The organism is Roseovarius nanhaiticus (genome assembly GCF_900156535.1).
GTDB lineage: Bacteria > Pseudomonadota > Alphaproteobacteria > Rhodobacterales > Rhodobacteraceae > Roseovarius > Roseovarius nanhaiticus.
Genome location: NZ_FTNV01000001.1, coordinates 852,417 through 876,972 on the forward strand (window position 1 = coordinate 852,417; position 24,556 = coordinate 876,972).

Consider the following 24,556-nt stretch of genomic DNA (forward strand, 5'->3'; position numbering starts at 1 on the left):
GGCGTGGTGGCGGCGTCAGTCCATGGCGCCCAAGATCCGCGCAAGATTGCTGAACCGTGCGATCAGCGAAAAAACGGTGATGTTGACGATCAGGAACAGCACCGCAATCGAGGCGATCACAGGAGTATAGCCATAGCGCAGCGCGTTGAAGATTTTGACGGGCAGGGTTTCCACAGTGAAGCCCACCGTCATCAACGCGATGATATATTCATTGAGGCTGAGCACGAAGCAGAAGGCAAAACCCGCCAACGCAAAAGGTGCCGCGATGGGCGCGATCACGGTGCGGAACACCGTCCAGCCTGACGCGCCCATGGTCTGCGCCACCTCGATTAGCGCCCTGTCTATGCTCTCGAGACCCAGCGAGATTGTGACCAGCGGCAGGGCCAGCAGGAAGATCGCATGGGCGATGATGACATTGATCATCAGCCCGTTGACGCCGACGCTGGAGAAGAAGATCAGGAACGCAAGCGCCATGATCACGGGCGGCAGGATGAAGGGCGCGATGCCAAGCGCGAAAAGCGCGCGGGCATAACGCAGGCCATAACGCCACGCCATGTAGGCCACCGGCAGCGCGATGGCCGTCGCCAGCAGCGCCGAGAGCGCGGCGATGGTGAGCGAGTTGATCAGCGCGCCGAACCAGTCCGCCTCGCCGAAGATCGCCCCATACCAGCGCAGCGAAAAGCCGCGCGGCGGGAAGGCGATGAACTTCTGCGCGTTGAACGACACCGCCGTTATGACGATGATCGGACCTATCAGGAACAACGCGAAGGCCGCCATGTAAACGCGGCGCAGGATGGTTCCGATCATGGCTCGCTCCTCCGGCCCAGCCACGAGACGGCGGCGATCACGCTGGCGCTGAGCACCAAGAGGACGACCGCCAGCGCCGAGGCAAAGGGCATGTTGAAGTTGAAGATCGCCTGATCGGTGATGAGCACCGAAAGCGTCCAGTGCTGCGGCGCGCCCAGCACTTGCGGCACGATGATCGCGCCCAGCGTCAGCACGAAGACGGTGACGCTGCCCGAGATGATCGCTTGGCGCGTGACCGGGATGACAACCGTGAAGAAGGTGCGCAGCGGCGAGGCGCCCAGTGTGCGCGCGGCCTCCAGCAGGCTGCGGTCCATGCGGCTGAGCGCCGGGAAGAGCAGGAGCACCGAGAAGGGGATGGTGAGATAGACCAGCGCCGCCACGACCGCGCCAGCAGAGGGCGTCATCGAAAAACTTTTCTCGACGACGCCCAGCCAGGCGAGGATATTGCCGATGCCCGATGTGCGCGACAGCAGGATCTGCCAGCTGAAGGCGATCAGCACTTCGGACAGGGACAGCTGCGCGAGGATGTAGATCAGCCACAGATCCTGAGCCTTGCGTTTGAAGGTGGTCAGGAAATAGGTGAACGGGAACGCCACGGCCATGCTGATCGCAGCGATCAGCGCGCAGAGCCCGGCCGAAAACAGCGCGCGTTCGATGTAGAACCATGTCGCGAAGCGGTCGAAATGCTGCAGGTCAAAGCCGAGGCGGAAATCGGCATCGTCGGCGGGGCTGGCCACGCTGACCGCAAGGATCAGCGCGAAGGGAATGGCGAAGAAAATCCCGATCATCACCGAGGACGGAAGAAGCGCGACGTAGCGCCCGATGCCGGGCTTGCCGGCGCTCATGGCGCGAGGACGCTGCACGCGTCCTTGGGCATTTCGATATGCACCTCTTGGCCGATCTCGACCTCGGGCCAATCCTTGGGCGTGAGGACCGAGATCACCTCGTGCCCGTCGCAATCGCAGAGGATCTCGATGGTGGCGCCGATATCGCGGACGAATGTGACGCGGCCCGTGACGGCATTTGCGGGACGCTCGGCGCTGGCGGGACGCACGAAGACCTCCTCGGGGCGGGTCATCAGGACCACCTCGTCGCCCTTGGCGAAGCCGTGGGCGTTGGTGCCGATATTCAGGGATGTGCCGCTGACCTCCGCGGTGCCTTCGCCGCTCATGCGGGCGGGCAACAGGTTGGACGTGCCGATGAAATCGGCGACAAAGCGGTCAACGGGTTTTTTGTAGATCTCCATCGGGCTACCCGATTGCAGCACCTTCGCCTTGCCCATGACGACGATCGTGTCGGCCATGGTCATCGCCTCGGTCTGGTCGTGGGTCACGACGACGGTGGTAATGCCCAGCTCCTGCTGGAGCTTGCGCAGCTCGATCTGCATTGCCTCGCGCAGGTTGGCATCAAGCGCCGACATCGGCTCGTCCAGCAAAAACACCTGCGGATTAAGCGCAAGGGCGCGGGCGATGGCGACGCGCTGGCGCTGGCCGCCGGAAAGCTGGCTGATGCGGCGATCCGCCATGCCCGGCAGGTGCATCATGTCCAGAAGCTCGCGCGCGCGGTCCTCGCGCTCGCTGCGTGAATGGCCCCGGATGCGCATGGAGTAGGTGATATTCTCGCCGACCGTCAGATGCGGAAAGAGGGCGAAGGACTGAAACACCATGCCGATCTCGCGCTGGTGCACGGGCACATGGGTCATGTCGCGCCCGCCCATCGTGATGCTGCCGCTTGTCGGCTCTTCCAGCCCCGCAATCATGCGCAGAAGGGTGGTCTTGCCGCAGCCCGAGGGGCCGAGAAAGCAGACCATCTCGCCATCCTTGAAGGTCAGGTTCACGTCCTCGACGGCGGTGATGTTGCCGAATTTCTTGGTGACACCCGAGATGGCGAGTCCGGTCATGCGCATATCCTTGTCAGATTTGGCCCGCCCCGATGTCCGGGGCGGTTACGGGGGCGGGCCTGAAGCTTTTAGCCTGCGATCAACTGGTTCCAGCGATCCGAGATGAAATCGCCATGCTCGCCATACATCTCATAGCGCGGGATGATGGGCGTGATGTCGCTCGACACGGCGGCCAGCTCTTCGGGCGAAAGGTCGGTCAGCTCGGGCTTGACGACGGGGGATGTGCCGACCTTGCGCGCCAGAGTGGCCTGCGTTTCGGGCTTGGACATGTAGTTGATGAAGGCCGCGATTTCGTCATCGGCTTCGGCAAATTCCGGCACGACCCAATAGCCGCTGTCCAGAATGCCGCCCTCTTCCGGGAAGGTCGACACCACGGGGAAACCCTCGGCGGCGGCAAGGCCCGCGACGTCGTGGTAATATTGGCCCATCGGGATCTCGCCCTGCTGCAGGGCCTGCTGGAAGCTGCCCTCGTCCTTGTACCAAAGACGCACGTTGGGCACGACACCCTCAAGCTTGGCAAACACCTCTTCGATACCTTCCTTGGTCGACAGGATTTCGGTGCCATTGAAGAAGGTGGTCGCCGTGACTTCCAGAAGGAAGGAGTTGGTGGCGAGGCCCAGAAGGCCGATCTGGTCCTGATACTGCTCATCCCACAGCGCCTTCCAGCTGGTGGGTGCCTCGGGGATCACGTCCGAGTTGGTGCAAAGCGTGATAAACCACGACACGCCGCCCACGCCGTAAAGGCCACCATCGTCGTAGCGGTCCTTGAAGCTGTCGGTGAGGTTCGCAAGGTTCGGGATCTGGCTTTCGTCGATGGTCTTGAAGACCTTTTGCTTGGCGCCCTCGCGGCGCGGCGTGCCGGCCATCAGCGAGACATCGGCAGGCGCGGTCTTGGACCGGGCAGCGTTCTTGATCTGGACCAGCCACGTCTCGCCCGTGGGCACGGCGATGGATTCGACCTCGATGCCCGTCTCCTCGGTGAAGCCGGGGAAGATATGCGCCTTGAAGCTGTCCTCGAAAAAGCCGCCATAGGTGCCGACGCGCAGAGGCGCGCCCTGGGCCCGCAGGATCGAAGGTGCGGCAAGGGTTGCGGCCCCGGTGGCGGCCGCAGTGCCCAGAAAGCGGCGACGTGTGAATGCGTTTGTCATGTTATAGTCTCCCTTGTTGAAGTCGGCTTACGCCCATGTTTTCGGCAGGACGCAGAGCATTTCATATAGCAGGTTCGCGCCCAGCATCGCCGTCGCGCCAGTCGTATCATATTGCGGCGAGACCTCGACCAGATCGCCGCCGACAAGGTTCAGCCCCTTGCAGCCACGCACGATTTCAAGCGCCTGAATGGTCGTGAGGCCGCCGATTTCCATCGTGCCGGTCCCGGGCGCGACCGATGGATCGAGGCTGTCGATATCGTAGGTCAGATAGCAGGGCGTGTCACCGATCTTGGCGCTAATGTCCTGCATCAGCGGCGTCAAAGACTTGTGCCAGCATTCCTCGGCGGGGATCACGGTAAAGCCCTGCTCGCGGCCCCAGTCGAAATCGCCCGGCTCGTAACCGGTGCCGCGCAGGCCGATCTGGAACACCTTGTCGTTCTGCAGCAGGCCATCCTCAAACGCGCGGCGGAAAGGGGTGCCATGGGCGATCTTTTCGCCGAACATCAGATCGTTGGTGTCGGCATGGGCATCGACATGGATCAGCGCGACGGGCCCGTGCTTCTTGGCGATCGAGCGCAGCACCGGATAGCTGAGCGTGTGATCGCCCCCGAGGGTCAGCGGCACGACATCATGCTTGAGGATCTCGTCATAGGCTTCGGTGATCAGGTCCACGGTCTTCTTCAGATCGAAGGTATTGATCGCCACGTCGCCGATATCGGCCACCTGCATCTTGGCAAAAGGGCCGGCGCCGGTGGCCATGTTATAGGGGCGCATCATGCCGCTTTCGGCGCGGATGGCGCGCGGGCCGTGGCGCGTGCCGGTGCGGTTGGACGTGCCGATATCCATGGGGATGCCGACAAAGCAGGCATCCAGCCCCTCGGCCGTGTCCTGACTGGGAAGGCGCATCATCGTGGGCACGCCGCCAAAGCGCGGCATGTCGTTGCCGCCAAGCGGCTGATTGAATTGCGGTGTGCTGCTGTCGCTCATCGGTGATTCCCCTTTGGCCGTCATGGCCCGAACTGGCGCAAAGCCTAGGTGCGAAATTGACGCGCGACAAATATGATTGCGCAAAGGATGACATTGAGCCGTGCAAATGTATCGCGTTCAGCCATAGCACTCGGCCAGGATCTGCGTGAAGAGCGCGTTGACTTGCGGCATCTGCCCCGCGCGGGTCAGCATCTGCATCGGGCAGGTGTAATCTTCGCCGCTATAGGCCAAGCGGCGCAGGCGCCCGGCGGCCACATGCCCTTCGGCCATATGGAGCGGCAAGAGGCCGATATAGGCGCCGCTCAGGATGAGGATCAGCTGGGCCTCGATCTCGTCCGCGAAACGGTCCAGATCGGTGGGGTTCACAGCCTTGCGTCGCTGGCGGCTCCAATACCCGCGATGCACCCAAGGGGCGGCGGTTATCTCGGCCTCGCTCAGCGCGGTCTCGCTGCGCCCAAAGAACGGATGCGCGGCGCCGCAATATAGCGCGTGATCCTCATGGTAGAGGTCGGTCACCCGCAAGCCGCTGAGAACATTGTCAAAGCTTCCGATGCCGACATGCACTGTGCCATCCAGAACGGCGCCTACAATGTCCTGCGGGCGCGCGATGCCCAGCTCGATCCGGACGGCGGGCGCGGCTTCGGAAAACCGGGCGATGGCCTGGGGCAGGCGAAAATTCGGATCCGTCGCGACGCAATCCAGCACCGCGATTTTGAGCCGCCCCACCAGATTGCCCTTGAGCGCGGCCAGATGGCCCGAATGGGTGCCCAGCGTCTCGATCAGGGTCTTGGCGATCTCGTGGACCATCAGGCCCTTTTCCGTCACCAGAAATCCGCGCCGCCCCCGTTGGCAGAGCGTGACGCCAAGGCGCTGCTCGAGCGCGGTGATATGGTTGGAAATGGTCGGCTGGCTCAGGCCCAGCTCGACCTGCGCGGCGGAAAAACCGCCATTGCGCACAACCGCGTCGAAAACGGTAAGAAGGTGGATGTCCGAGCCGGTAATTTGCATGACGCATTGAGATGCGGAAATGTATGGCTTTGCAACAGCGTATTTTCGTTTCGCCGGCCAGCGCCTAGGCTGATCGGCAACCGCGCCATGAGGAGAGCACCATCATGTCCCAAGACCTGCCGTTGACCATGAAGGCCGCCATCTGCCCCGCGCCCGGCGCGCCGCTGGAAATGCGCGAGGTGGCCCTGCCCACGCCCGGTGCGGGCGAGGTTCTGGTGCGGCTCGAGACATGCGGTGTCTGCCATTCGGATCTGCATCTGCGCGACGGGGACGAAGACCTGCCGGAGAGCTACTATCCCCTGATCCTCGGGCATGAGGGCATCGGGCGCGTCGTCGCGCACGGTGCGAATGCAGGGCGCGCGCCTGCCATAGGCACGCGCATCGGGCTGCCCTGGATCTATGACACCTGCCTTGCCTGCAAGCCCTGCCGCACCGGGAACGAAACGTTCTGCCCCGAGAACACCGCGCGCGGCGTGCAAAAGCATGGCGCCTTTGCGGAATACGCCATTTGCCCCGCAGATTTCGCGATTGAGATTCCCGAGGCGATCGACCCGCTCACGGGCGCGCCGCTGCTTTGCGCGGGGCTCACCGCATGGTCGGCCCTCCGCAAGGCGCGCATCGAGGCCGGGACCAACGTGCTGACCCTGGGCGCGGGCGGTTTGGGCCAATACGCGATCTTTATTGCCAAGGCGCGGGGCGCCCGCGTCATGGTGATTGACCGGGACGAGCCGAAGCTCGAGACGGCACGCAGTTTGGGGGCCGAGGTCACAGTGGTCGCCGGCGCGGATGCGGGCGCCCGGATCAAGGCGGCGGGCGGCGCCGATGTGGTGCTGAACTTCGCGCCCAGCCCGGCGATCTGGGACACGGTCGAGGCGGCGGTGAACCCGATGGCCGATATCGTCGCCATCGCAATGGTGCATGACCCTATGCCGCTGTCGATGATGTGGTTGATCGACGGGGGGCACCGCGTCTTTGGCTCGTCCGTCGGATCGCGGCAGGAGTTGGCGGATTTCCTGGCGTTTGCCGCCGTGCATCCGTTGAATGTCGATGTCGAGGCGATCCGCTTTGACGACGTGAATGCGGCGCTGGACCGGCTGAAGGCCGGTTCGGTGGCGGGCCGGCTCTGCATCGATTTTGCGCTGTAACGGAGAGACATCATGACACGTATCGCCGTTTTCCAGATGTCCGCGGCCATCGACGCCGCCGACCGACCCGCGCGCATCGTCTTTGCGATGAAGGAGGCCGCGGGCGCGGGCGCGCGCCTGATGATCGCGCCCGAGTTAGCCCTGTCGAGCTACGGGCGCGGCGCGATTCTGGCCGAGGAGGCGCAGGCGCCGAATGGCGCCTGGGCGCGGATGCTGGGCGAGGCCGCCGCGGCGCACGGGATCAGCGTCATCGCTGGCTTTCCCGAAGCCGCGGGCGACGCGCGCCATATCAGCGCATTGATGATCGACCGAACGCGTCCTGATGCGCCGCAAATCTATCGCAAAGGATGCCTTTATGGCGATTACGAGCGCGGCATCTTTGCTCCTGCCGGACCCACGACAGTTTTGATGCGCATGGAAGGTTTGAGTGTGGGCTGCCTCATCTGCTACGATGTGGAATTTCCCGAAAACGTGCGCCGCCTTGCCGTGGCGGGCGCAGATCTGGTCGCGGTGCCGACCGCGCTGCCCAAGGGGGCGCCAGGGGAGTTCATCGCGCGCCACACGATCCGCGCGCGCGCCTTCGAAAGCCAGGTTTTCGTGGCCTATGCCGATAATGCCGACCGCGATGAAGGATTCGAGTACCAGGGCCTGTCGTCCATCGCCGCGCCCGACGGTAGCGTTCTGGCCGAGGCAGGCGTGACGGGCGATGCGCTGATCTATGCCGATATCGAGCCCGCGGCTTTTGCCGCATCGCGTGAAGCGAACCCGTATCTTGAGGACGCGGCACGCCAAGGTCTGATATAAAAGCGGCGAAACGCAACCGTAGGAGAGTGCAGATGGACCCGATCAAATCCGCCGATCGGCGCGTGGCCAATATTTATACCGCAGCGTTCCGACCCATCGAGACCGACGGCAAGCCCGATGGCGAGGTGCTGCAACTGAACGATGCCAAGCCTTTGGGCGCCGGATTCTATGTCTATCGCATGGCGCCGGGCCAAACGACCGTTGCGCATCGCCACAAGGGCGACGAGGAATTCCTGATCATTGAGGGCGATCTGACCGACAATGACGGCACAGAATACGGGCCCGGCGATCTGGTCTGGCTGCGCGATGGTACGGAACATCATTCCACCACCAAGGGCGGCTGCCTGATCGCGGTCTTTGCCGAGATGCCCGATGATTTTCCCTAACTGTCCGCGACCTGCCCGGCGCTCACGTTTTCGCGCCTTGCAATAAGGGCCGCACGGCCATAGGTTCCGCGAAATTCCGCGGGGGCGGCCCCGCTTTCATTTAGGAGACTCCCCATGGAAGGCGGTTCCGCGTTCGCGCAGTTCATTCCCCTGATTCTGATCTTTGCGATCATGTATTTCCTGCTCATCCGTCCGCAGCAGAAAAAGCTGAAAAATCACCGCGCGATGGTTGAGGCCCTGCGCCGCGGCGATGAGGTGGTCACCCAAGGCGGACTGATCGGCAAGGTCTCCAAGGTCAAGGATAACGACGAGGTCGAGGTCGAGCTGAGCCAAGGCGTGAAGGTACGCGTGGTCAAGTCGACCATCGCGCAGGTCGTCTCCAAGACCGAGCCCGCCGAAGGCGCTGCCAAGGGCTGATTTCAGTCCGGCACGTTTCAGCGCACCCCTACGACCAGCCCCAGCAAAGGCGCCCAAATGCTTCAGATCGACCTGTGGAAACGTATTTGTATCTGGGGTGTCGTCGCCCTCGGCATCCTTTTGGCGATGCCGAATGCCTTTTATGACCGGGTCGAAACGCATAACGACGCGGTTCAGGCGGTCGAGCGGGGGGTGGATCCGGCGCAGGTGGACGAGGCGCTGAACGCCTGGCCCGATTTTTTGCCCAGCGGGCTGGTCAATCTGGGCCTCGATCTGCGCGGTGGCGCGCATCTGCTGGCCGAAGTTCAGGTCGAGGATGTTTATCAGTCGCGCATCGAGGGTATGTGGCCCGCGGTGCGCGATCTCTTGCGCGAACGGCGCGACGAGGTGGGCACCATCCGGCTGGAGCCGACTGAGGGGCCCGAACTGGTCGTTCGTCTCAATGAGCGTCCGGAACAGGCCGACCGGGCCGCGGCCCTTGTCCGCACGCTGGCCAGCCCCGTCACCAGCCTGACGGCGGCGGGCGCCGATGACATTGAGGTGACGATCCGCGATGGCGCCATTGTCGTGCGTCTGTCGGAGGCCGAGCAGCGCGCCACGGACGAGCGTACCGTCCGCCAGGCACTGGAAATCATCCGCCGCCGCATCGACGAGGTCGGCACACGCGAGCCGACGATCCAGCGTCAGGGCAGCGACCGTATCCTGATCCAGGTGCCCGGAATCGGCAGCGCGACGGAATTGAAGGACATCATCGGCACCACCGCACAGCTGACCTTCCAGCCGGTTGTAGGCCGCGCGTCCTCGGCCAACGAGCGCGCGGGCGCGGGCAACGAAGTGCTGCCGTCGCTTAACGAAGAGGGCGTGTTCTATGTGCTGGAGCGCGCGCCGGTCGTCACCGGCGACGAGTTGACCGATGCGCAGCCAGATTTCGACCAGAACGGGCGGCCCGCCGTGTCATTCCGCTTCAACCCCACGGGCGCGCGCAGCTTTGGCGATTATACCGCCGCCAATATCGGCAGCCCCTTCGCCATCGTCCTCGACGACGAGGTCATCAGCGCCCCCGTGATCCAGAGCCACATCCCCGGCGGCTCGGGCATCATCACGGGCAATTTCTCGGTCGAAGAGAGCACGAACCTCGCCGTTCTGCTGCGCGCGGGCGCCCTGCCGGCTGGCCTCGAATTCCTCGAAGAACGGACCATCGGACCGGAACTTGGCGCCGACAGCATCGAAGCGGGCAAGATCGCCTGCATTGTCGGATTTGGTCTTGTTCTGGTCTTTATGTTTGCCAGCTACGGCCTCTTCGGTCTTTTTGCCAATATTGCGCTGATCATCAACATCGGCCTCATGTTTGGTCTGCTCAGCCTGATCGGCGCTACGCTGACGCTGCCGGGGATCGCGGGCATCGTGCTGACCATCGGTATGGCCGTCGACGCCAATGTTCTGATCTTCGAGCGTATCCGCGAAGAAATGAAGACGGCCAAGGGCGCCGCCCGCGCGATCGAACTGGGCTATGAAAAGGCGCTCAGCGCCATTGTAGACGCCAACATCACGACGCTGATCACGGCCGTGATCCTATTTGCCATGGGGTCGGGGCCGGTGCGCGGCTTTGCCATCACGCTGGGCCTTGGCATCATCACCTCGGTCTTTACAGCGATCTTCATCACGCGCCTCATCGTCGTCATGTGGTTCGAGCGCAAGCGCCCCAAAACAGTGCTTCAGGGCCGCTCGCTCAAGCTGGTCAAAGCCGAGACCAACGTGAATTTCCTGGGCCGATGGAAGCTGTCCCTCGGGCTGTCGGGTCTCTTCATCCTGGTCGCGCTTGGCTCTTTCATGCTGCAGGGGCTGAACTTCGGAATCGACTTCCGCGGCGGCACGACCATCCGAACGCAAAGCGAGCAGCCCGTCGATATCGGGCAATACCGCGCAGCCATGCAGACGCTGGATCTGGGCGATATAAGCATTACCGAAGTGTTCGACCCCACCTTCGGCCCCGAGCAGAACGTGGCTATGGTGCGCATTCAGGCGCAGGACGATGTCGAGGCGGTAACCCCAGAAACCATCGCCGCTGTCGAGGCCGCGCTGCAAGAGGCGGTGCCCGATATCACCTTCACCTCGGTCGAGAGTGTCGGGCCCAAAGTCTCGGGCGAGCTCATCCAGACGGCGGCGATTGCCGTGATGCTCGCGATCGGGGCCGTGCTGGTCTATATCTGGCTGCGCTTTGAATGGCAGTTTGCGCTGGGCGCTGTCGCGGCACTGGTGCATGACGTGATTCTGACCATCGGCGTCTTTTCGGAATTGCAGCTGCAATTCGATCTGGCGACCATTGCGGCGCTGCTGACCATCGTCGGCTATTCTCTGAACGATACGGTGATCGTCTTTGACCGGGTCCGAGAAAACCTGCGCAAATACAAGGCCAAGCCGCTGCTCGAAGTGCTGAACCTCTCGATCAACGAGACGCTCAGCCGCACGATCATGACGTCGTTCACCACCATGCTGGCATTGTTGGCGCTCTACTTCCTTGGCGGGGACGTGATCAGAGGGTTCGTCTTTGCCATGATGTGGGGCATCGTTGTCGGGACTTACAGCTCGATCTTCGTCGCGGCGGTCTTCCTGATGTGGCTGGGGGTCAAGCGCGACTGGTCCAAGTCTGACGCGAATTCCGGCAACCAGTTTGCCAATGTCGATGCCTGAGACTCTCGCCCCGGCCGTGGCCGGGGCGCTTGCGCATCCCGGCTTTTGGTGGCTGGCGGTGACGCTGGCCGCAGCGGGGATCGTGCGCGGCTTCACCGGGTTTGGCTCGGCACTGATTTTCGTGCCCATCGCAGGGATATTCCTGCCGCCCGTCCATGTCATCGCCATCATCGCACTGGTCGAGATCGCCAGCATCGGCGCGCTGGTGCCGCGTGCCTGGGCGCATGCGGATCGCGGTCAGGTGGGGCTTTTGGTCCTTGCCGCGTTGCCGACAGTGCCGCAGGGCCTTTGGATCATGGATGCGCTGGACGCGACCATCGTGCGATGGATCGTCGCGGCCTTCGCGGGCGGCACGTTGATCGCGCTGATTTCGGGCTGGCATTACGCGGGCCGCATCACGTTGCCGGTCGTGGTCGCCATCGGCGCGGTCGCGGGGCTCTTGGGCGGCATGACGGGCCTCACTGGGCCGGTCGTCGTGCTATTCTACCTTGCGGGTGGGCGCGTGGCGAAAACGGTGCGCGCGAATACGATCCTCTTTCTGGGGGCGATGGACCTTGTCATCGTGGGCAACCTGCTGCTGCGCGGATTTGCGGATATGTCGATCATCTGGCTGGCCGCGGTCCTGTCGGTGCCCTACTTTACGGGCATGATAACCGGTCAAGCGTTGTTTCAACCCTCGTACGAGGCGCTTTATCGCCGCGCAGCGCTGACGGTGATCGCGCTGGCCGTCTTGGCGGGCCTGCCGATCTGGCAATAAGGAGAGACGCGATGCAATTGAACGAAGTCACCTTTGCCGAGGCCACCCCGATCGACGGCTACGGCCCCGGCTTTTTCCGGGTCGGCGGTCAGGTCATGCGGGGCGCCGCCATCGTCACCGAGACTGGCGCGAGGCACTGGGCAGGTTTCGAGGATGCGCAGCCGCTGCTGGACCTGCTGGGCGATATCGACGTCATCTTTGTCGGCACCGGCCCCGAAATCGCGCATATCCCCGAAGGTCTGCGCGGGCAGCTCGAAGAGGCCGGGATCGGCGTCGAGACGATGAGCACGCCCGCCGCCTGCCGCACCTATAATGTCCTGCTATCCGAAGGTCGCCGCGTGGCCGCTGCGGTATTGCCGGTCTGAACGCGCGACCCTTGGCGCATCCGCTTCCTTCGGTCCGCGCGATGCGCTAAGCCTGCGCGCATGTTGCTGAAAGCCGAAAATCTGAGCGTTACGCGCGGTGGGATTGCCGTGCTGGAGGGCGTGTCCCTGGCGCTTGCGTCCGGCCGCGCTCTGGTTCTGCGTGGACCGAATGGCGCGGGCAAGACAACGCTTCTGCGCACCCTTGCCGGGCTTCAACCCGCGCTGAAAGGTAGGATCGAGGGCGAGGAGGGGACGCTGGTTTATGCGGGCCATGCCGACGGCATCAAGGGCGCGCTGACCGTGCGCGAAAATCTGTCTTTCTGGGCGTCGATTTTTGCGGGGGGTGATGTGGATGCGGCCATCGACGCCTACGCGCTTGCGCCGCTGGCAGACCGGCCCGCCGCCGCCCTCTCGGCCGGGCAAAAACGCCGCCTCGGCCTTGCGCGGCTGATCGTGGCGCGCCGCGCCGTCTGGCTGCTGGACGAGCCGACCGTATCGCTGGACCGCGAGGCGACGGCGATGTTCGCCGCCGTCCTACGTGCGCATCTGGCAGGGGGCGGCGCGGCCATCGTCGCCACCCATATCGAGCTGGGCCTCGACGAGGCGGAGACGCTGGATGTCGCGCCCTTCAAGGCGCGCGCCGCTGCGCTTGATGATTTCGATGAGGCATTCCTGTGATCGCGCTATTGATGCGGGACATGCGCCTTGCGGTGCGGGCAGGGGGCGGGTTTGGCCTTGGCCTCGCATTCTTCCTGATCGTCGTCACGCTGGTGCCTTTTGCCGTTGGCCCGCGCGGCGATCTGCATAGCCTTATCGCGCCGGGTATCCTGTGGCTTGGCGCGCTTCTGGCATGCCTGCTATCGCTCGACCGGATCTTTGCGCTCGATCATGAGGACGGCTCGCTTGACCTGCTGGCCACCGCGCCGCTGCCCTTGGAGGCGCTGACGGCAATCAAGGCGCTGGCGCATTGGCTGACCACGGGCCTGCCGCTGGTCATCGTGGCGCCTGCGCTGGCGGTTCTTCTGAACATGCCGGGCGCCGGGTATTTGCCGCTGACCCTGTCGCTGGCATTGGGGACACCGGCCCTCAGCGTGATCGGCACCTTCGGCGCGGCGCTGACGGTGGGCATCCGGCGAGGCGGATTGCTCCTGTCGCTCTTGGTGTTGCCGCTTTACGTCCCTACATTGATCTTCGGCGCCGAGGCGGCGCGCCGCGGTGCCGAAGGGCTGGATTATACCATGCCGCTCCTGATGCTGGCCGGCATCACCTGCGGCACCATCGCGCTCTTGCCCTTCGCCTCGGCTGCGGTAGTAAGGGTCAACCTGCGATAGCTCTTACCAAGAAGGACGTTTATGGCCTCGCTTTGGGAATACGCCAATCCGCGAAAGTTTATCGCCGCATCCGACCGCGTCCTGCCCTGGATCGGCGGTATCGCCCTCGTGTCTCTGGTGGTCGGCCTCGTCTGGGGCTTTTTCTTCACGCCCGAGGATTATCGCCAAGGCGCCAGCGTCAAGATCATCTATCTGCATGTGCCTTCGGCCCTGATGGCGATCAACGCGTGGCTGATGATGCTGGTCGCATCGCTGATCTGGATCGTGCGGCGGCATCATGTCAGCGCGCTGGCCGCCCGCGCCGCGGCCCCGGTGGGGGCGGTGATGACTGTCATTGCGTTGGTGACTGGCGCGCTCTGGGGACAGCCGATCTGGGGCACGTGGTGGGTATGGGATCCGCGCCTGACCTCGTTCCTGATCCTGTTCCTGTTCTATCTGGGCTACATTGCGCTCTGGTCCGCGATCGAGAATGACGACACGGCGGCGGACCTCACTTCGGTCCTCTGCCTCGTCGGGTCGGTCTTTGCGCTTCTCAGCCGCTACGCGGTGCTCTTCTGGAACCAGGGGCTGCATCAGGGCGCGTCGCTCAGTCTCGACAAGGAAGAGAACGTGGCCGACGTGTTCTACCTGCCGCTGCTGGTCTGCATCGCGGGGTTTGTCCTGCTGACGATTGCGCTGGTCCTCATGCGCACTCAAACCGAAATTCGCGCGCGCCGCATGCGCGCGCTGATTGCACGCGAAAGGATGGGATAACGATGCCCGAACTTGGCAAATATGCCTTTGCCGTGCTGACCTCTTACGGCGCGACACTGGCCTTACTGGGCGTGCTTGGTGCGCTGAGTGCCCTGCGCGCCCGCCGGGTGCGCCAGCAGCTCGATACTCTGGAGCGGAGGTTGCGCGGCAATGGCTAAGATCTCCCCTTTGATGATTGCGCCGCCCGTCCTTTTTGCCTGTCTCGCGGGATTGTTCTTTGTCGGCATGCAGCGTGACAACCCCGATGACCTACGCTCGGTCTTTCTCGGGCAGCCCGCGCCGCCGGTTCCCGAGAAGGGACTGGAGGGGCGCCCGCTGCTGACCGATGCGGATCTGCGCACGGGCGAGGTGACGATCGTCAATTTCTGGGCCAGCTGGTGCCCGCCCTGCCGCGCCGAACATCCCAAGCTGAAAGAGCTCGATGCCTCTGGGCTGAGGGTTGCCGGCATCAATTTCAAGGATGGCGAGGCGCAGGCGCAGAAATATCTGACGGATGATGGCGATCCCTTTTTCGCCACCGGGTTCGACCCCAAGGGTGCGACTGCCATCGATTGGGGTGTAACGGCCCCGCCCGAGACGTTCATCGTCGCAGGCGATGGCACGGTCCTCTTCCGCTATGCCGGCCCCCTCATCGGGAGCGATTACGAGCAACGGTTTCGCCCGGCGCTGGAAGAGGCTTTGGCCGCGGAGTAGCGGGCGTCGCGGCGCCCCGGCAGGGCGCCGCGCATCCTTATCAGCTTACAAGAACGTCAGGCCAAGGGCGATGATGATCCCCGACAGGAACAGGTGGATCATGCAAAAGCCCATGATGTCCTTGGCGCGCAGCCCGGCGATCCCGAGGATCGGCAGCGCCCAGAAGGGCTGCACCATGTTGGTCCAGGCATCACCCCAGGCCACGGCCATCGACACGCGGGCCAGGTCCGTTCCCAGCGCCTCGGCGGCGGGCAGGATGACCGGCGCCTGCACCGCCCACTGACCTCCGCCCGACGGCACGAAGAAGTTGACGATGCCCGCCGAGATGAAGGCCCAGAACGGCAACGTCACGTCGCTGGCAAAGCCGACCAGACCTTCCGAGATGCTGGCCGCGAGGCCCGATTGCACCATGATCGCCATGATGCCCGCGTAGAACGGGAACTGGATCACGATGCCGGCGCCGCCCTTGACGCCTTCGGTCAGCGCGTTCAGCAGATTGCGCGGCGTGCCGTGCAAGAGGATGGCCAGCGTGAGGAAGAGGAAGTTGATCACGTTCAGCGAAAGGCCACCCCCGGTGGCGAAATACTGGATCAGCCAGGCCGCGCCCGCCGCACCGATCAGCATCGACAGGGCGGGGCTCCGCTCCAGCCACTCGGCCGGGGTGGAAGCCGCTTCGACCGTCTCGTCTCCTTCATCCAGCAGCTTGGGGTCCACATAGACGCTGTCCGCGTCGCTGGGCATCATGGCCCGGTTGATCAGCGGCACCGCGATGAAAAGCGCGACAACGATGGCGATGTTGAACGTGGCAAAGATGGTGTCCGAGGTGGGGATGATGCCGGTGATATCGGCAAAGGGATGGCCCTCGGTCGCGATCGAGAGCGGAACCGAGCCCGCGAGGCCGCCGTGCCAGACGATGAAGCCGGAATAGGCCGACGCGACCAGCAGGCGGTAATCCACCTTGATCGTGCGGGCCAGTTCCTTGGCGAAAAGGGCGCCCACGACCAGGCCGAAACCCCAGTTGATCCAGGAGGCCATCAGCGACACGATGCTGACCAGAAGGATCGCGCCGCCCGCACTGCCTGCAAGCGAGGCAAGCGCCGAAAGTCCGCGCCGCACAAGGGGTGTGGAGGCCATCATGTAGCCGGTGACCAGCACTAGCAGCATCTGCATCGAGAAGGACAGAAGCGACCAGAACCCGTCGCCCCACATGGAAACAACTTCGAGCGGGCCGGTGCCCTGGCCAAGTATCGCGGCCAGTCCGGCAATCAGCGTCAGGACGACGACAAAGACGAATGGATCAGGCAGATAGCGGTCGACGAGACGCACCATAGGCCGGGAAATCGCGGTCAACATGAGGATATCCCTTTCAGGTTGATTATAAGCAAAGTGACTATCGCGTTATCATGACGCAGGGGTAAGTCAAAGACGCTTGCCAGCTTTTATTTCTCATACCGATCAGGATACGCCGAGGCAGCGCGCCCCAAACGCCGCCAAATTTGAGCGGATAAAGCAGCGCAATCTCAAGCCGTTGATCACAAACAAAAACGGCCCTCGGGGGGAGGGCCGTTTCACTGTTTTTTATTGAGGCGTTGTCAGGCCGACTTGGCCAGATCCCGCAGCACGTAATTCAGAACGCCGCCATTCTCGACATATTCGATTTCGATGGCGGTATCGATCCGGCATTTCAGGGTGATCTCTTTGACGGTGCCATCCTCCATCGTGATCTTGCAGGGCACTTCGGCCTGCGGCTTGATATCGTCGAGACCATCGATCGAGACGCTTTCCGTGCCGGTCAGGCCCAGCGACTTGCGCGTGTCGCCATTCGTAAATTCGAAGGGAATGACGCCCATGCCGACCAGGTTCGAGCGGTGAATACGCTCGAAATCCTCGGCGATCACGGCCTTGACGCCCAGAAGAGCCGTGCCCTTGGCGGCCCAGTCACGGCTGGAGCCGGCGCCATACTGCTCGCCCGCGAAGATCACGAGAGGCGTGCCGTTCTTTTCATGCGCCATGGCGGCGTCGAAGATGGACATCTGTTCGCCATCCGGGCCAAGGGTGTAGCCACCCTCGACATTGTCCAGCATCTCGTTGCGGATGCGGATATTGGCAAAGGTGCCGCGCATCATCACCTCATGGTTGCCGCGGCGCGAGCCATAGGAGTTGAATTCGCGCACCGGCACCTGACGCTCGCGCAGATACTGACCCGCAGGTGTCGATTCCTTGAAGCTGCCGGCGGGGCTGATGTGGTCCGTTGTGACCATATCGCCCAAAAGGGCCAGAACGCGCGCATCCTTGATGTTCGAGATGCTGCCCGGATCCTTGGACATGCCTTGGAAATAGGGCGGATTCTGCACATAGGTCGATTGTGGCGGCCAATCATAGGTCTCGCCCTCGGAGGTTTCGACCGCCTGCCACTTCTCGTCGCCCTTGAAGACATCAGCGTATTTCGACTGGAACGCCTCGCGCGTCACGGTTGCTTCTACCAGTTCGGCGATCTCGGCCTGTGTGGGCCAGATGTCCTTGAGGTAGACGTCGTTGCCATCGTGGTCCTTGCCCAGCGAGGCCGTGGTGATGTCCACATTCATGTCGCCGACCAGCGCATATGCCACCACGAGAGGCGGCGAGGCGAGGTAGTTCGCGCGCACATCCGGCGAAATCCGGCCTTCGAAGTTACGGTTGCCCGAGAGGACCGACACACCGATCAGATCATTGTCGTTGATGCATTTGCTGATCTTCGGATCCAGCGGCCCCGAGTTGCCGATGCATGTGGTGCAGCCGTAGCCGACAAGGTTGAAGCCGATCTTGTCCAGATCTTCCTGCAGACCTGCCGCCTCGAGGTAATGCGAGACAACTTGGCTGCCGGGTGCGAGCGAGGTTTTCACCCAAGGCTTGCGGTTTAGGCCGCGCGCGGCAGCCTTGCGCGCAACAAGGCCCGCGCCGATCATCACGTAGGGGTTCGACGTGTTGGTGCAGGAAGTAATCGACGCGATCACGATCGAGCCGTCATGCATCTGGTAGGCTTCGTCGCCGGTCACATACCCGCGCTTGTGGTTGCCTTCATCGCCTGGAATCTCCTGCGGCTCGGGCTGGCCGCCTTCCGCTTCCCAGCGGCCTTCCGCATTCTGGCTGCCATCCTTGGCGCTGCGCTGACCTTCGATGTACTTGTGGAACTCGGTCGCCGCCCGATCCAGCGCGATGTAATCCTGCGGACGCTTGGGGCCCGAGATCGCGGGTACGATCTCGCCCATATCCAGATGCAGTGTATCGGTGTAGATCGGCGCGTAATCCGCATCGCGCCACATGCCGTTTTCCTTGGCATAAGCCTCGACCAAAGCGATGCGATCCTTGTCGCGGCCCGTCTGGGTGAGGTAGCGCAGAGTTTCGTCGTCGATGGGGAAGAAGCCGCACGTCGCGCCGTATTCAGGCGCCATGTTGGCGATGGTCGCGCGGTCGGCCAGTGGCAGATTGTCGAGACCCTTGCCGTAGAATTCGACGAATTTGTTGACCACGCCGCGCTCGCGCAGCATCTCGACGACCTTCAGCACGAGGTCCGTGCCGGTCGTGCCCTCCATCATCTTGCCGGTCAGCTCAAACCCGACGACTTCGGGGATCAGCATCGAAATCGGCTGGCCCAGCATCGCGGCCTCGGCCTCGATTCCGCCGACGCCCCAGCCAAGGACGGCCGCGCCGTTGACCATGGTCGTGTGGCTGTCAGTGCCGACCAATGTATCGGGATAGGCCACTTCGTCGCCATTCTGGTCCGTATCGGTCCAGACGGTCTGGGCCAGATATTCAAGGTTCACCTGATGGCAGATGCCGGTGCCGGGGGGCACGACGCGGAAGTTGTTGAAGGCGCCCTGACCCCATTTCAGGAACTGGTAACGCTCCATGTTCCGCTCGTATTCGCGGTCCACGTTCATCTGGAAGGCGCGCGGATTGCCGAATTCATCGATCATGACCGAATGGTCGATGACCAGATCGACAGGGTTCAGCGGATTGATCTGCTGCGCCTTGCCGCCGAGCGCGACGATGCCGTCGCGCATCGCGGCAAGGTCCACGACAGCGGGAACGCCGGTGAAATCCTGCATAAGCACGCGGGCCGGGCGATACGCAATCTCGCGGGGGTTTTTGCCGCCCTTGTCAGCCCATTCCGAGAACGCCTTGATATCGTCCTGCGTCACGGTCTTGCCATCCTCGAAACGCAGCATGTTCTCCAGCACAACCTTGAGGGCCGCGGGCAGCTTGCTGAAATCGCCAAGGCCGGCCTCTTCGGCGGCCTTGATCGAGTAATAGGCGACCGTCTGGTCGCCCGAGGTCAGGCTTTTGCGTGTCTTGGCGGAGTCGTGTCCCACATTGATTGGCATCTGGCTATCCTTTCAGGTCGTCGGGTTCGGATCTCGTGGACCAAATCGTCCGGGCGGTATCGCAAAGTTATAGCGGGTCCGGGTCGGGTGGTCCTGTGGCTGGGTTCGGGGCGCCGGAAACTGCGCGGCGCACGAATTCGTAACGTATAGCCTCCGTGTTGCGCGGCGGCTGTAGACTAACAATAAACGCGCCGAGTGGGCATATCGTTGCAACACCGGGTTTTGGCAGCACGGTTTCGGCGAGCCGGGCATAGCCATTACGCGTGGTTTTGGCGCATTCTACCCAATCGATCAAGTAGGTGCTGCCATTTTTGTATACTATTGCACACCGAAGCCGGGGTCCAGTCCCGATGCGGTTGCCGCACTACCGCACGGCTGACGAAACCTTGATTGGTGTTTCAGGCAGCCCCGGCATAGCGTGCGGAGCCATGAAGCCGGACATTGCGGAGCCAAGATGCGTAGTTTGATCACAAAAATCGCCGCCGCCGCGATTCTGTGTTGGCCAGGTGGTGCGGCCACTGCTGCAGACGGGCCCGTTCTGGTAGAACTCTACACGTCGCAAGGATGTTCGTCCTGCCCCAAGGCGGATGCGTTTTTCAAAGAACTGTCCAAGCGGGATGATGTGGTCGCGCTAGCGCTTCACGTAGATTATTGGGATTATATTTTCGACGATGTCTTCGGTAAGGCCGCGCATACGCGCCGCCAATACGGCTATGCCGCCGCCGGTGGGCGCGACATGGTTTACACCCCGCAGATGGTGATCGGTGGGCAGGATCACGCCGTGGGCAACCGGCCCAAGGACGTGAGCGCGCTGATCAACAAGCATCTTGGAGCGCCGCAGCCGGTCATGCTGTCATTGTCCCGCAATGGGCAAAGCCTTTCGATCAAGGCCAGTGCCGAGGCCGGTTTCGACGCCCCCCTCGTTGTGCAGATGGCGCGTTTCATTCCCGAGCAGACCGTCTCGATCGACCACGGCGAGAACGCGGGCAATACCTTTTCCTACACCAATATCGTGACCAGCCTGGATGAGGTGGGTCGCTGGAGTCCCGGCGCGCCCTTGTCGATGACGGTGGAGATCGAAGGCGACGCACCGGTCGCCATCATCCTGCAGCGGCAGGACCACGGCAAAGTAGAGGCGGCTGCGCTACTGCGGTAAGTCGCCGCCGCCCTGCATTTCCGCCATCCGGACGGCGCCACGGTCGGCCATATCGCCAGTGCCATCCTTCCAACGGCGGTGAATCCAGAACCATTGATCCATGTGGGCGCGCACGATCCGCTCGAGCCGGGCATTGAACTCGCGCGTCATCTCGACGGGATCGCCCGGTGCGATGGGCTCTTCGACATGGATGTCGAAATCGAGGCCGTTTTCACGGCGAATGCCCCAGACCGGCACCAGCGGCGCGTCGAATTTCAGCGCCAACTCAGCCGTGACCAGCGAGGTCAGCGCGGGCTGGCCGAAGAAATCCAAAGGTACGCCGCCATGCGCGTTGAGATCGTTGAGGATGGCCAGAACGCCCCCTCCGCGCAGATGCTTGGTCATCTGCACCATGCCGCGCCGACCCTGCTCAAACATCGGCTGGCTGAGGGATCCCATGGCCTTCGTGTAATGGACGTTGAAATAGCGGTTCTTCATGGGGCGATAGAAGACCCCCATCTCGAAACCCTGCTCGACCATGGCGACGCGCGCGGCATTGAAACTGCCCAGATGGCCGGTGACGAAGATCACGGGGCGCCCCTCGGCGCGGGCCGCCTGAATGGCCGGCAGGCCGGGGCCGGTGACCGGCGAGTGGCGCGCACGCTCGGAAAACTCACGGGCGGAATACATCTCCATCATGTTGCGCCCTGCATTATCGGGCACGCGCCGCATCAGGCGGCGCACCTCGTCCTCGGGCAGATCGGGCATGGCGAGGGCCAAGTTTTCGCGCACACGTGCCGTGTAACCGGCGAGTGGACCGACGATGCGCGAGACCATCCAGCCAAGCGCGGGGATGCGCCAGCGATAGGGCATGAGGCCTGCCAGAGCGATCAGCGAGCGTAGCGCTATGTTCACGGCATATTCGCCCGCACGCTGTGTCAGCGGATCCTTTGGGGTGTCGTTGTCAGTGCTCATGGATCGCCTCGCCGCTGGATCGGGTGCGGCACACATAAAGCGGGCCCCCCGCGATCACAAGCCGCGCGCGCGGCTGCGGCGTGCCAACCAACGCGCTATTCGTCTTCCGGGTCTGGCTGGATCAGCGTGATGTCTCCCGCTGCGGCAAGGCGGCGGATGCCGTTGACGACCTCCGTCATCGCTTCCTCGCCCTCCTTTACCTTTACGCGGCCCAACTCTTCCATTTCTTCTCGGATCGCCTCTCCAAGGCGTTTCGACATGTTGCCAAGGATATATTCCGTGACTTCGGCCAGGTCGCCGGCCGAGGCAGCGGTGAGGGCCTTGACCAGAATCGCCTGATCCACTTCGCGCGCAACTTTGGGCACATCCGCGGCGGTGACCCGCGCGGGGATGTTGGCAAAGGTAAAGATCGCGCGCCGCACTTGCTCGGCGAAGGCCTGATCCTCGGCGTCGAGGCCGGTCAGCACGTCGTCCCGCAAGCTCGAGGAGGTTGAATTGAGGATCGCGCCGATGCGGCCCGCGGCCCCCTCGTCAAATGCGGTTTCGGGGATGTCGTTCAGCTGCGCGGCCAAGGCAAGGCCGATGCGGTCGACCGCGCCGGGTGTCACTGCATCGGTCTGCGACACTGCAAAGGTGACGCGCCGGGCCGTGTCGCCGGGCAGGCGGCTGAGCAGATCGGCGGCACGCGCGACGTCCAGCTTGGACAGCATGACGGCGGCGACCTCGGTGCTTTCGGCCAGAACGATGGGCACCAGGTCCTCGACGCTGGCGGCACGCACCTGCTCCCACGGATCACCGAACTGGCGCACGCCTGCCTCCTTGCGCAGGCGCGCGGCTGTCTGAGGACTGATCCGACCATCGAGCGCGGTCAGGGCGCCCGCCATGCCGTGCGGAAAGGTCAATCCCATCGCTTCAAGCTCGGTGGCGAATTCATTCACGACCGAGATGAGTGTCGAGCGATCGACATAGCGCATCGAGCCCATTTGCGCGGTCAGCGTGCCTTGCAGCGCATCGGGCAGGTCCGACAGGCGCACATCCGCCCCCTCATTGAGTAGAAATCGCACGATGATCGCCGCCTTTTGCCGCCGTGTCAGGCGCGCGGCGGTTCCCGCATGGGGCTGCGGGGCCGGTGCAATGCGGGCAAGCGGGGTCGATTGGCTCATGTCGGTCCTCATGCGGCCCCGGACGGGGGGATTTGCATGACCCTAGACCGGCAAGGGTGAAGAAATGCCTAAGGCCAGCCGCAGAATGGCGCCGCCAAAAGCAGACGCGCCGCATGAGACGGGTCATGCGGCGCGATCATGTCTGGCCGATGGGCCGAGATCAGCTGCTGACGGGCAGGCAGCTTTTCGAGTCGGCGTCATAGGTGCTGCCGGCGGCGCAAGACATGGCCTGCTTGTCCTTGCCGTAGTTGCAGCCCATCGCCAGCGACAATGTCGGCGCCAGTGTCAGGACCAGTGCGATTCCGAGGGTCTTCATGAAGGTGCCTCCTGTGATTGGGTGACGCAAGGTTAAGCGGAAAGCGCGCGCGCCGCCTAATCACATTTTCGCAGGTGCGTCGCTTGGTCCCAGTCAGGCGTTTCAGTCCTTGAAGACGCGGGCAAAGATCGTGTCGACATGCTTGGTGTGATAGCCAAGGTCGAACTTCTCCTCGATCCCGTCCTTGCCAAGCGCCGCGACGACCTCGTCATCGGCCAGCAATTCCTCTTTGAAGTCGGTGCGCTCTTCCCAAACCTTCAGCGCGTTACGCTGCACCATCGCATAGGCGTCCTCGCGGCTGACGCCCGCCTGTGTCAGCGCCAGAAGCACGCGCTGGCTCATCACGAGGCCGGGGAATTTGTTCATGTTGGCCAGCATGTTGTCGGGATAGATGATCATCTTGTCGACAACACTTGCGAGCCGCGCCAGCGCAAAATCCAGCGTGATCGTGGCATCGGGGCCGATCATCCGCTCGACCGAGGAATGCGAGATGTCCCGCTCGTGCCAGAGGGCCACGTTCTCCATCGCCGGCACCACCGCCGAGCGGACCATGCGCGCGAGGCCGGTGAGGTTTTCGGTCAGCACCGGGTTCTTCTTGTGCGGCATGGCTGAGGAGCCTTTCTGGCCCATCGAGAAGAATTCGGCGCCTTCCAGCACCTCGGTGCGCTGCATGTGGCGGATCTCGATCGCGACATTCTCGATGCTGCTGGCGATCACGCCCAGGGTGGCGAAGAAGGCGGCATGGCGGTCGCGGGGAATGACCTGCGTGCTGATCGGCTCGGGCTGAAGGCCCAGTTTTTCGCAGACATGCTCTTCCACGCGCGGATCGATATTGGCGAAAGTGCCGACGGCGCCGGATATGGCGCCAGTGGCGACCTCTTCGCGGGCGGTGCGTAGGCGCGCAAGGTTGCGGTCCATCTCGGCGTAGAAGCGCGCGAAGGTCAGGCCCATCGTCGTCGGTTCGGCATGGATGCCGTGGCTGCGGCCAACGCGGACGGTATCCTTATGCTCATGCGCGCGCCGCTTGAGCGCGGCCAGAAGCGCCTTCATGTCCTCGATCAGGATGTCGCTCGCGCGGACCAGCTGCACGTTGAGGCAGGTGTCCAGCACGTCCGAGCTGGTCATGCCCTGATGCACGAAGCGCGCCTCGTCGCTGCCCACATGCTCGGCCAGGTGGGTGAGAAAGGCGATCACGTCATGCTTGGTCACGGCCTCGATCTCGTCGATGCGGGCCACGTCGAAGTTCACGTCCTTCGCCTTCCACACGGCCTCGGCATTCTCGCGCGGGATGACGCCCAGATCGGCCATCGCGTCGCAGGCATGGGCCTCGATCTCGTACCAGATGCGGAATTTCGTCTCGGGCGACCAGATGGCAACCATTTCGGGGCGGGAATAACGGGGAATCATGGGC

The 24,556-nt window shown here is 63.3% G+C and carries 25 protein-coding genes; 13 read left to right on the top strand and 12 right to left on the bottom strand.

Going from position 1 to position 24,556, the window contains the following annotated elements; genetic code table 11:
• Nucleotides 1-15: 15 nt before the first annotated feature.
• The 6 genes from BW975_RS04115 to BW975_RS04140 all read right to left on the bottom strand — a co-directional run bounded on the left by BW975_RS04115 (nucleotide 16) and on the right by BW975_RS04140 (nucleotide 5,850).
• Nucleotides 16-807, bottom strand: coding sequence for an ABC transporter permease (locus BW975_RS04115; protein WP_092746203.1), 792 nt, complete (start codon nucleotides 805-807; stop codon nucleotides 16-18).
• Nucleotides 804-1,670, bottom strand: coding sequence for an ABC transporter permease (locus tag BW975_RS04120; protein ID WP_217696926.1), 867 nt, complete (start codon nucleotides 1,668-1,670; stop codon nucleotides 804-806). The genes BW975_RS04115 and BW975_RS04120 overlap by 4 nt, the downstream gene beginning before the upstream one ends.
• Nucleotides 1,649-2,707 carry an ABC transporter ATP-binding protein gene (locus tag BW975_RS04125; protein WP_076531187.1) on the bottom strand — a complete coding sequence of 353 codons (1,059 nt, stop codon included), beginning with the start codon at nucleotides 2,705-2,707 and terminating at the stop codon, nucleotides 1,649-1,651. The genes BW975_RS04120 and BW975_RS04125 overlap by 22 nt, the downstream gene beginning before the upstream one ends.
• A 68-nt stretch (nucleotides 2,708-2,775) precedes the next feature.
• Nucleotides 2,776-3,855 (bottom strand): ABC transporter substrate-binding protein, encoded by a 1,080-nt coding sequence (locus BW975_RS04130; protein WP_076531189.1) that lies wholly within the window; start codon nucleotides 3,853-3,855, stop codon nucleotides 2,776-2,778.
• Nucleotides 3,856-3,882: 27 nt separating this feature from the next.
• Complete coding sequence (gene speB / locus BW975_RS04135; RefSeq protein ID WP_076531190.1) at nucleotides 3,883-4,842, bottom strand: agmatinase; 960 nt, start codon at nucleotides 4,840-4,842, stop codon at nucleotides 3,883-3,885.
• A 117-nt stretch (nucleotides 4,843-4,959) separates the two neighbouring features.
• Nucleotides 4,960-5,850 carry a LysR family transcriptional regulator gene (locus BW975_RS04140; RefSeq protein ID WP_076531192.1) on the bottom strand — a complete coding sequence of 297 codons (891 nt, stop codon included), beginning with the start codon at nucleotides 5,848-5,850 and terminating at the stop codon, nucleotides 4,960-4,962.
• A 104-nt stretch (nucleotides 5,851-5,954) separates the two neighbouring features.
• Between BW975_RS04140 and BW975_RS04145 the strand changes: the two genes are divergently transcribed.
• From BW975_RS04145 to BW975_RS04200, 12 genes are all read left to right on the top strand, one after another.
• Nucleotides 5,955-6,995, top strand: a complete 1,041-nt coding sequence (locus BW975_RS04145) for an alcohol dehydrogenase catalytic domain-containing protein (protein ID WP_083686974.1) — start codon at nucleotides 5,955-5,957, stop codon at nucleotides 6,993-6,995.
• Between the two features lie 12 nt (nucleotides 6,996-7,007).
• Complete coding sequence (locus BW975_RS04150; protein WP_076531193.1) at nucleotides 7,008-7,799, top strand: nitrilase-related carbon-nitrogen hydrolase; 792 nt, start codon at nucleotides 7,008-7,010, stop codon at nucleotides 7,797-7,799.
• Between the two features lie 32 nt (nucleotides 7,800-7,831).
• Nucleotides 7,832-8,185: a cupin domain-containing protein gene (locus BW975_RS04155; protein ID WP_076531196.1), complete on the top strand. Its 354-nt coding sequence runs from the start codon at nucleotides 7,832-7,834 to the stop codon at nucleotides 8,183-8,185.
• Between the two features lie 114 nt (nucleotides 8,186-8,299).
• Nucleotides 8,300-8,602 (top strand): preprotein translocase subunit YajC, encoded by a 303-nt coding sequence (gene yajC, locus BW975_RS04160; RefSeq protein ID WP_076531197.1) that lies wholly within the window; start codon nucleotides 8,300-8,302, stop codon nucleotides 8,600-8,602.
• A 57-nt stretch (nucleotides 8,603-8,659) separates the two neighbouring features.
• Nucleotides 8,660-11,293 (top strand): protein translocase subunit SecD, encoded by a 2,634-nt coding sequence (gene secD / locus BW975_RS04165; protein WP_076531199.1) that lies wholly within the window; start codon nucleotides 8,660-8,662, stop codon nucleotides 11,291-11,293.
• Entirely contained in the window at nucleotides 11,280-12,050 is a 771-nt protein-coding gene (locus tag BW975_RS04170) for a sulfite exporter TauE/SafE family protein (RefSeq protein WP_244512524.1), read from the top strand. The genes secD and BW975_RS04170 overlap by 14 nt, the downstream gene beginning before the upstream one ends.
• Before the next feature lie 11 nt (nucleotides 12,051-12,061).
• Nucleotides 12,062-12,415, top strand: a complete 354-nt coding sequence (locus tag BW975_RS04175) for an Mth938-like domain-containing protein (protein ID WP_076531200.1) — start codon at nucleotides 12,062-12,064, stop codon at nucleotides 12,413-12,415.
• A gap of 60 nt (nucleotides 12,416-12,475) precedes the next feature.
• The gene (ccmA, locus tag BW975_RS04180; protein ID WP_076531202.1) at nucleotides 12,476-13,093 is read left to right on the top strand and encodes a heme ABC exporter ATP-binding protein CcmA; all 618 of its coding nucleotides are present in this window, start codon (nucleotides 12,476-12,478) and stop codon (nucleotides 13,091-13,093) included.
• Nucleotides 13,090-13,746, top strand: coding sequence for a heme exporter protein CcmB (ccmB, locus tag BW975_RS04185; RefSeq protein WP_076531204.1), 657 nt, complete (start codon nucleotides 13,090-13,092; stop codon nucleotides 13,744-13,746). The genes ccmA and ccmB overlap by 4 nt, the downstream gene beginning before the upstream one ends.
• Before the next feature lie 21 nt (nucleotides 13,747-13,767).
• On the top strand, nucleotides 13,768-14,499 hold the full coding sequence (locus BW975_RS04190) for a heme ABC transporter permease (protein ID WP_076531206.1): 732 nt from the start codon (nucleotides 13,768-13,770) through the stop codon (nucleotides 14,497-14,499).
• A gap of 2 nt (nucleotides 14,500-14,501) precedes the next feature.
• Entirely contained in the window at nucleotides 14,502-14,657 is a 156-nt protein-coding gene (gene ccmD / locus BW975_RS04195) for a heme exporter protein CcmD (RefSeq protein ID WP_076531207.1), read from the top strand.
• Nucleotides 14,650-15,192, top strand: a complete 543-nt coding sequence (locus BW975_RS04200; RefSeq protein ID WP_076531209.1) for a DsbE family thiol:disulfide interchange protein — start codon at nucleotides 14,650-14,652, stop codon at nucleotides 15,190-15,192. The genes ccmD and BW975_RS04200 overlap by 8 nt, the downstream gene beginning before the upstream one ends.
• A gap of 45 nt (nucleotides 15,193-15,237) precedes the next feature.
• Here BW975_RS04200 and BW975_RS04205 read toward each other — a convergent pair whose 3' ends face one another.
• Together BW975_RS04205 and acnA are read right to left on the bottom strand one after the other, a co-directional pair.
• The gene (locus BW975_RS04205; RefSeq protein ID WP_076531211.1) at nucleotides 15,238-16,545 is read right to left on the bottom strand and encodes a short-chain fatty acid transporter; all 1,308 of its coding nucleotides are present in this window, start codon (nucleotides 16,543-16,545) and stop codon (nucleotides 15,238-15,240) included.
• 239 nt (nucleotides 16,546-16,784) lie between these two features.
• Nucleotides 16,785-19,556: an aconitate hydratase AcnA gene (gene acnA / locus BW975_RS04210; RefSeq protein WP_076531213.1), complete on the bottom strand. Its 2,772-nt coding sequence runs from the start codon at nucleotides 19,554-19,556 to the stop codon at nucleotides 16,785-16,787.
• Nucleotides 19,557-20,010: 454 nt separating this feature from the next.
• Between acnA and BW975_RS04215 the strand changes: the two genes are divergently transcribed.
• A complete protein-coding gene (locus BW975_RS04215) occupies nucleotides 20,011-20,712 on the top strand; it encodes a DUF1223 domain-containing protein (protein ID WP_076531215.1) in 702 nt (233 codons plus the stop codon).
• Here BW975_RS04215 and BW975_RS04220 read toward each other — a convergent pair.
• The 4 genes from BW975_RS04220 to purB form a co-directional block, all read right to left on the bottom strand.
• Nucleotides 20,701-21,666, bottom strand: a complete 966-nt coding sequence (locus BW975_RS04220; RefSeq protein WP_076531217.1) for a lysophospholipid acyltransferase family protein — start codon at nucleotides 21,664-21,666, stop codon at nucleotides 20,701-20,703. The two genes, BW975_RS04215 and BW975_RS04220, sit on opposite strands and share 12 nt — an antisense overlap.
• A gap of 95 nt (nucleotides 21,667-21,761) precedes the next feature.
• Entirely contained in the window at nucleotides 21,762-22,829 is a 1,068-nt protein-coding gene (locus tag BW975_RS04225) for a flagellar motor switch protein FliG (RefSeq protein WP_076531219.1), read from the bottom strand.
• A gap of 160 nt (nucleotides 22,830-22,989) precedes the next feature.
• Nucleotides 22,990-23,145 carry a hypothetical protein gene (locus BW975_RS18020; RefSeq protein ID WP_170846548.1) on the bottom strand — a complete coding sequence of 52 codons (156 nt, stop codon included), beginning with the start codon at nucleotides 23,143-23,145 and terminating at the stop codon, nucleotides 22,990-22,992.
• 102 nt (nucleotides 23,146-23,247) lie between these two features.
• Nucleotides 23,248-24,552 carry an adenylosuccinate lyase gene (gene purB / locus BW975_RS04230; RefSeq protein WP_076531222.1) on the bottom strand — a complete coding sequence of 435 codons (1,305 nt, stop codon included), beginning with the start codon at nucleotides 24,550-24,552 and terminating at the stop codon, nucleotides 23,248-23,250.
• Between the last annotated feature and the right edge of the window lie 4 nt (nucleotides 24,553-24,556).

Bases quoted from the DNA above. Each gene is read 5' to 3' on its own strand.
- BW975_RS04115 (WP_092746203.1), bottom strand. From the start codon at position 807: ATGATCGGAACCATCCTGCGCCGCGTTTACATGGCGGCCTTCGCGTTG.
- BW975_RS04125 (WP_076531187.1), bottom strand. From the start codon at position 2,707: ATGACCGGACTCGCCATCTCGGGTGTCACCAAGAAATTCGGCAACATC.
- BW975_RS04130 (WP_076531189.1), bottom strand. From the start codon at position 3,855: ATGACAAACGCATTCACACGTCGCCGCTTTCTGGGCACTGCGGCCGCC.
- speB (WP_076531190.1), bottom strand. From the start codon at position 4,842: ATGAGCGACAGCAGCACACCGCAATTCAATCAGCCGCTTGGCGGCAAC.
- BW975_RS04140 (WP_076531192.1), bottom strand. From the start codon at position 5,850: ATGCAAATTACCGGCTCGGACATCCACCTTCTTACCGTTTTCGACGCG.
- BW975_RS04145 (WP_083686974.1), top strand. From the start codon at position 5,955: ATGTCCCAAGACCTGCCGTTGACCATGAAGGCCGCCATCTGCCCCGCG.
- BW975_RS04150 (WP_076531193.1), top strand. From the start codon at position 7,008: ATGACACGTATCGCCGTTTTCCAGATGTCCGCGGCCATCGACGCCGCC.
- BW975_RS04155 (WP_076531196.1), top strand. From the start codon at position 7,832: ATGGACCCGATCAAATCCGCCGATCGGCGCGTGGCCAATATTTATACC.
- yajC (WP_076531197.1), top strand. From the start codon at position 8,300: ATGGAAGGCGGTTCCGCGTTCGCGCAGTTCATTCCCCTGATTCTGATC.
- secD (WP_076531199.1), top strand. From the start codon at position 8,660: ATGCTTCAGATCGACCTGTGGAAACGTATTTGTATCTGGGGTGTCGTC.
- BW975_RS04170 (WP_244512524.1), top strand. From the start codon at position 11,280: ATGTCGATGCCTGAGACTCTCGCCCCGGCCGTGGCCGGGGCGCTTGCG.
- BW975_RS04175 (WP_076531200.1), top strand. From the start codon at position 12,062: ATGCAATTGAACGAAGTCACCTTTGCCGAGGCCACCCCGATCGACGGC.
- ccmA (WP_076531202.1), top strand. From the start codon at position 12,476: ATGTTGCTGAAAGCCGAAAATCTGAGCGTTACGCGCGGTGGGATTGCC.
- BW975_RS04190 (WP_076531206.1), top strand. From the start codon at position 13,768: ATGGCCTCGCTTTGGGAATACGCCAATCCGCGAAAGTTTATCGCCGCA.
- ccmD (WP_076531207.1), top strand. From the start codon at position 14,502: ATGCCCGAACTTGGCAAATATGCCTTTGCCGTGCTGACCTCTTACGGC.
- BW975_RS04200 (WP_076531209.1), top strand. From the start codon at position 14,650: ATGGCTAAGATCTCCCCTTTGATGATTGCGCCGCCCGTCCTTTTTGCC.
- BW975_RS04205 (WP_076531211.1), bottom strand. From the start codon at position 16,545: ATGTTGACCGCGATTTCCCGGCCTATGGTGCGTCTCGTCGACCGCTAT.
- acnA (WP_076531213.1), bottom strand. From the start codon at position 19,556: ATGCCAATCAATGTGGGACACGACTCCGCCAAGACACGCAAAAGCCTG.
- BW975_RS04215 (WP_076531215.1), top strand. From the start codon at position 20,011: ATGCGTAGTTTGATCACAAAAATCGCCGCCGCCGCGATTCTGTGTTGG.
- BW975_RS04220 (WP_076531217.1), bottom strand. From the start codon at position 21,666: ATGAGCACTGACAACGACACCCCAAAGGATCCGCTGACACAGCGTGCG.
- BW975_RS04225 (WP_076531219.1), bottom strand. From the start codon at position 22,829: ATGAGCCAATCGACCCCGCTTGCCCGCATTGCACCGGCCCCGCAGCCC.
- BW975_RS18020 (WP_170846548.1), bottom strand. From the start codon at position 23,145: ATGAAGACCCTCGGAATCGCACTGGTCCTGACACTGGCGCCGACATTG.
- purB (WP_076531222.1), bottom strand. From the start codon at position 24,552: ATGATTCCCCGTTATTCCCGCCCCGAAATGGTTGCCATCTGGTCGCCC.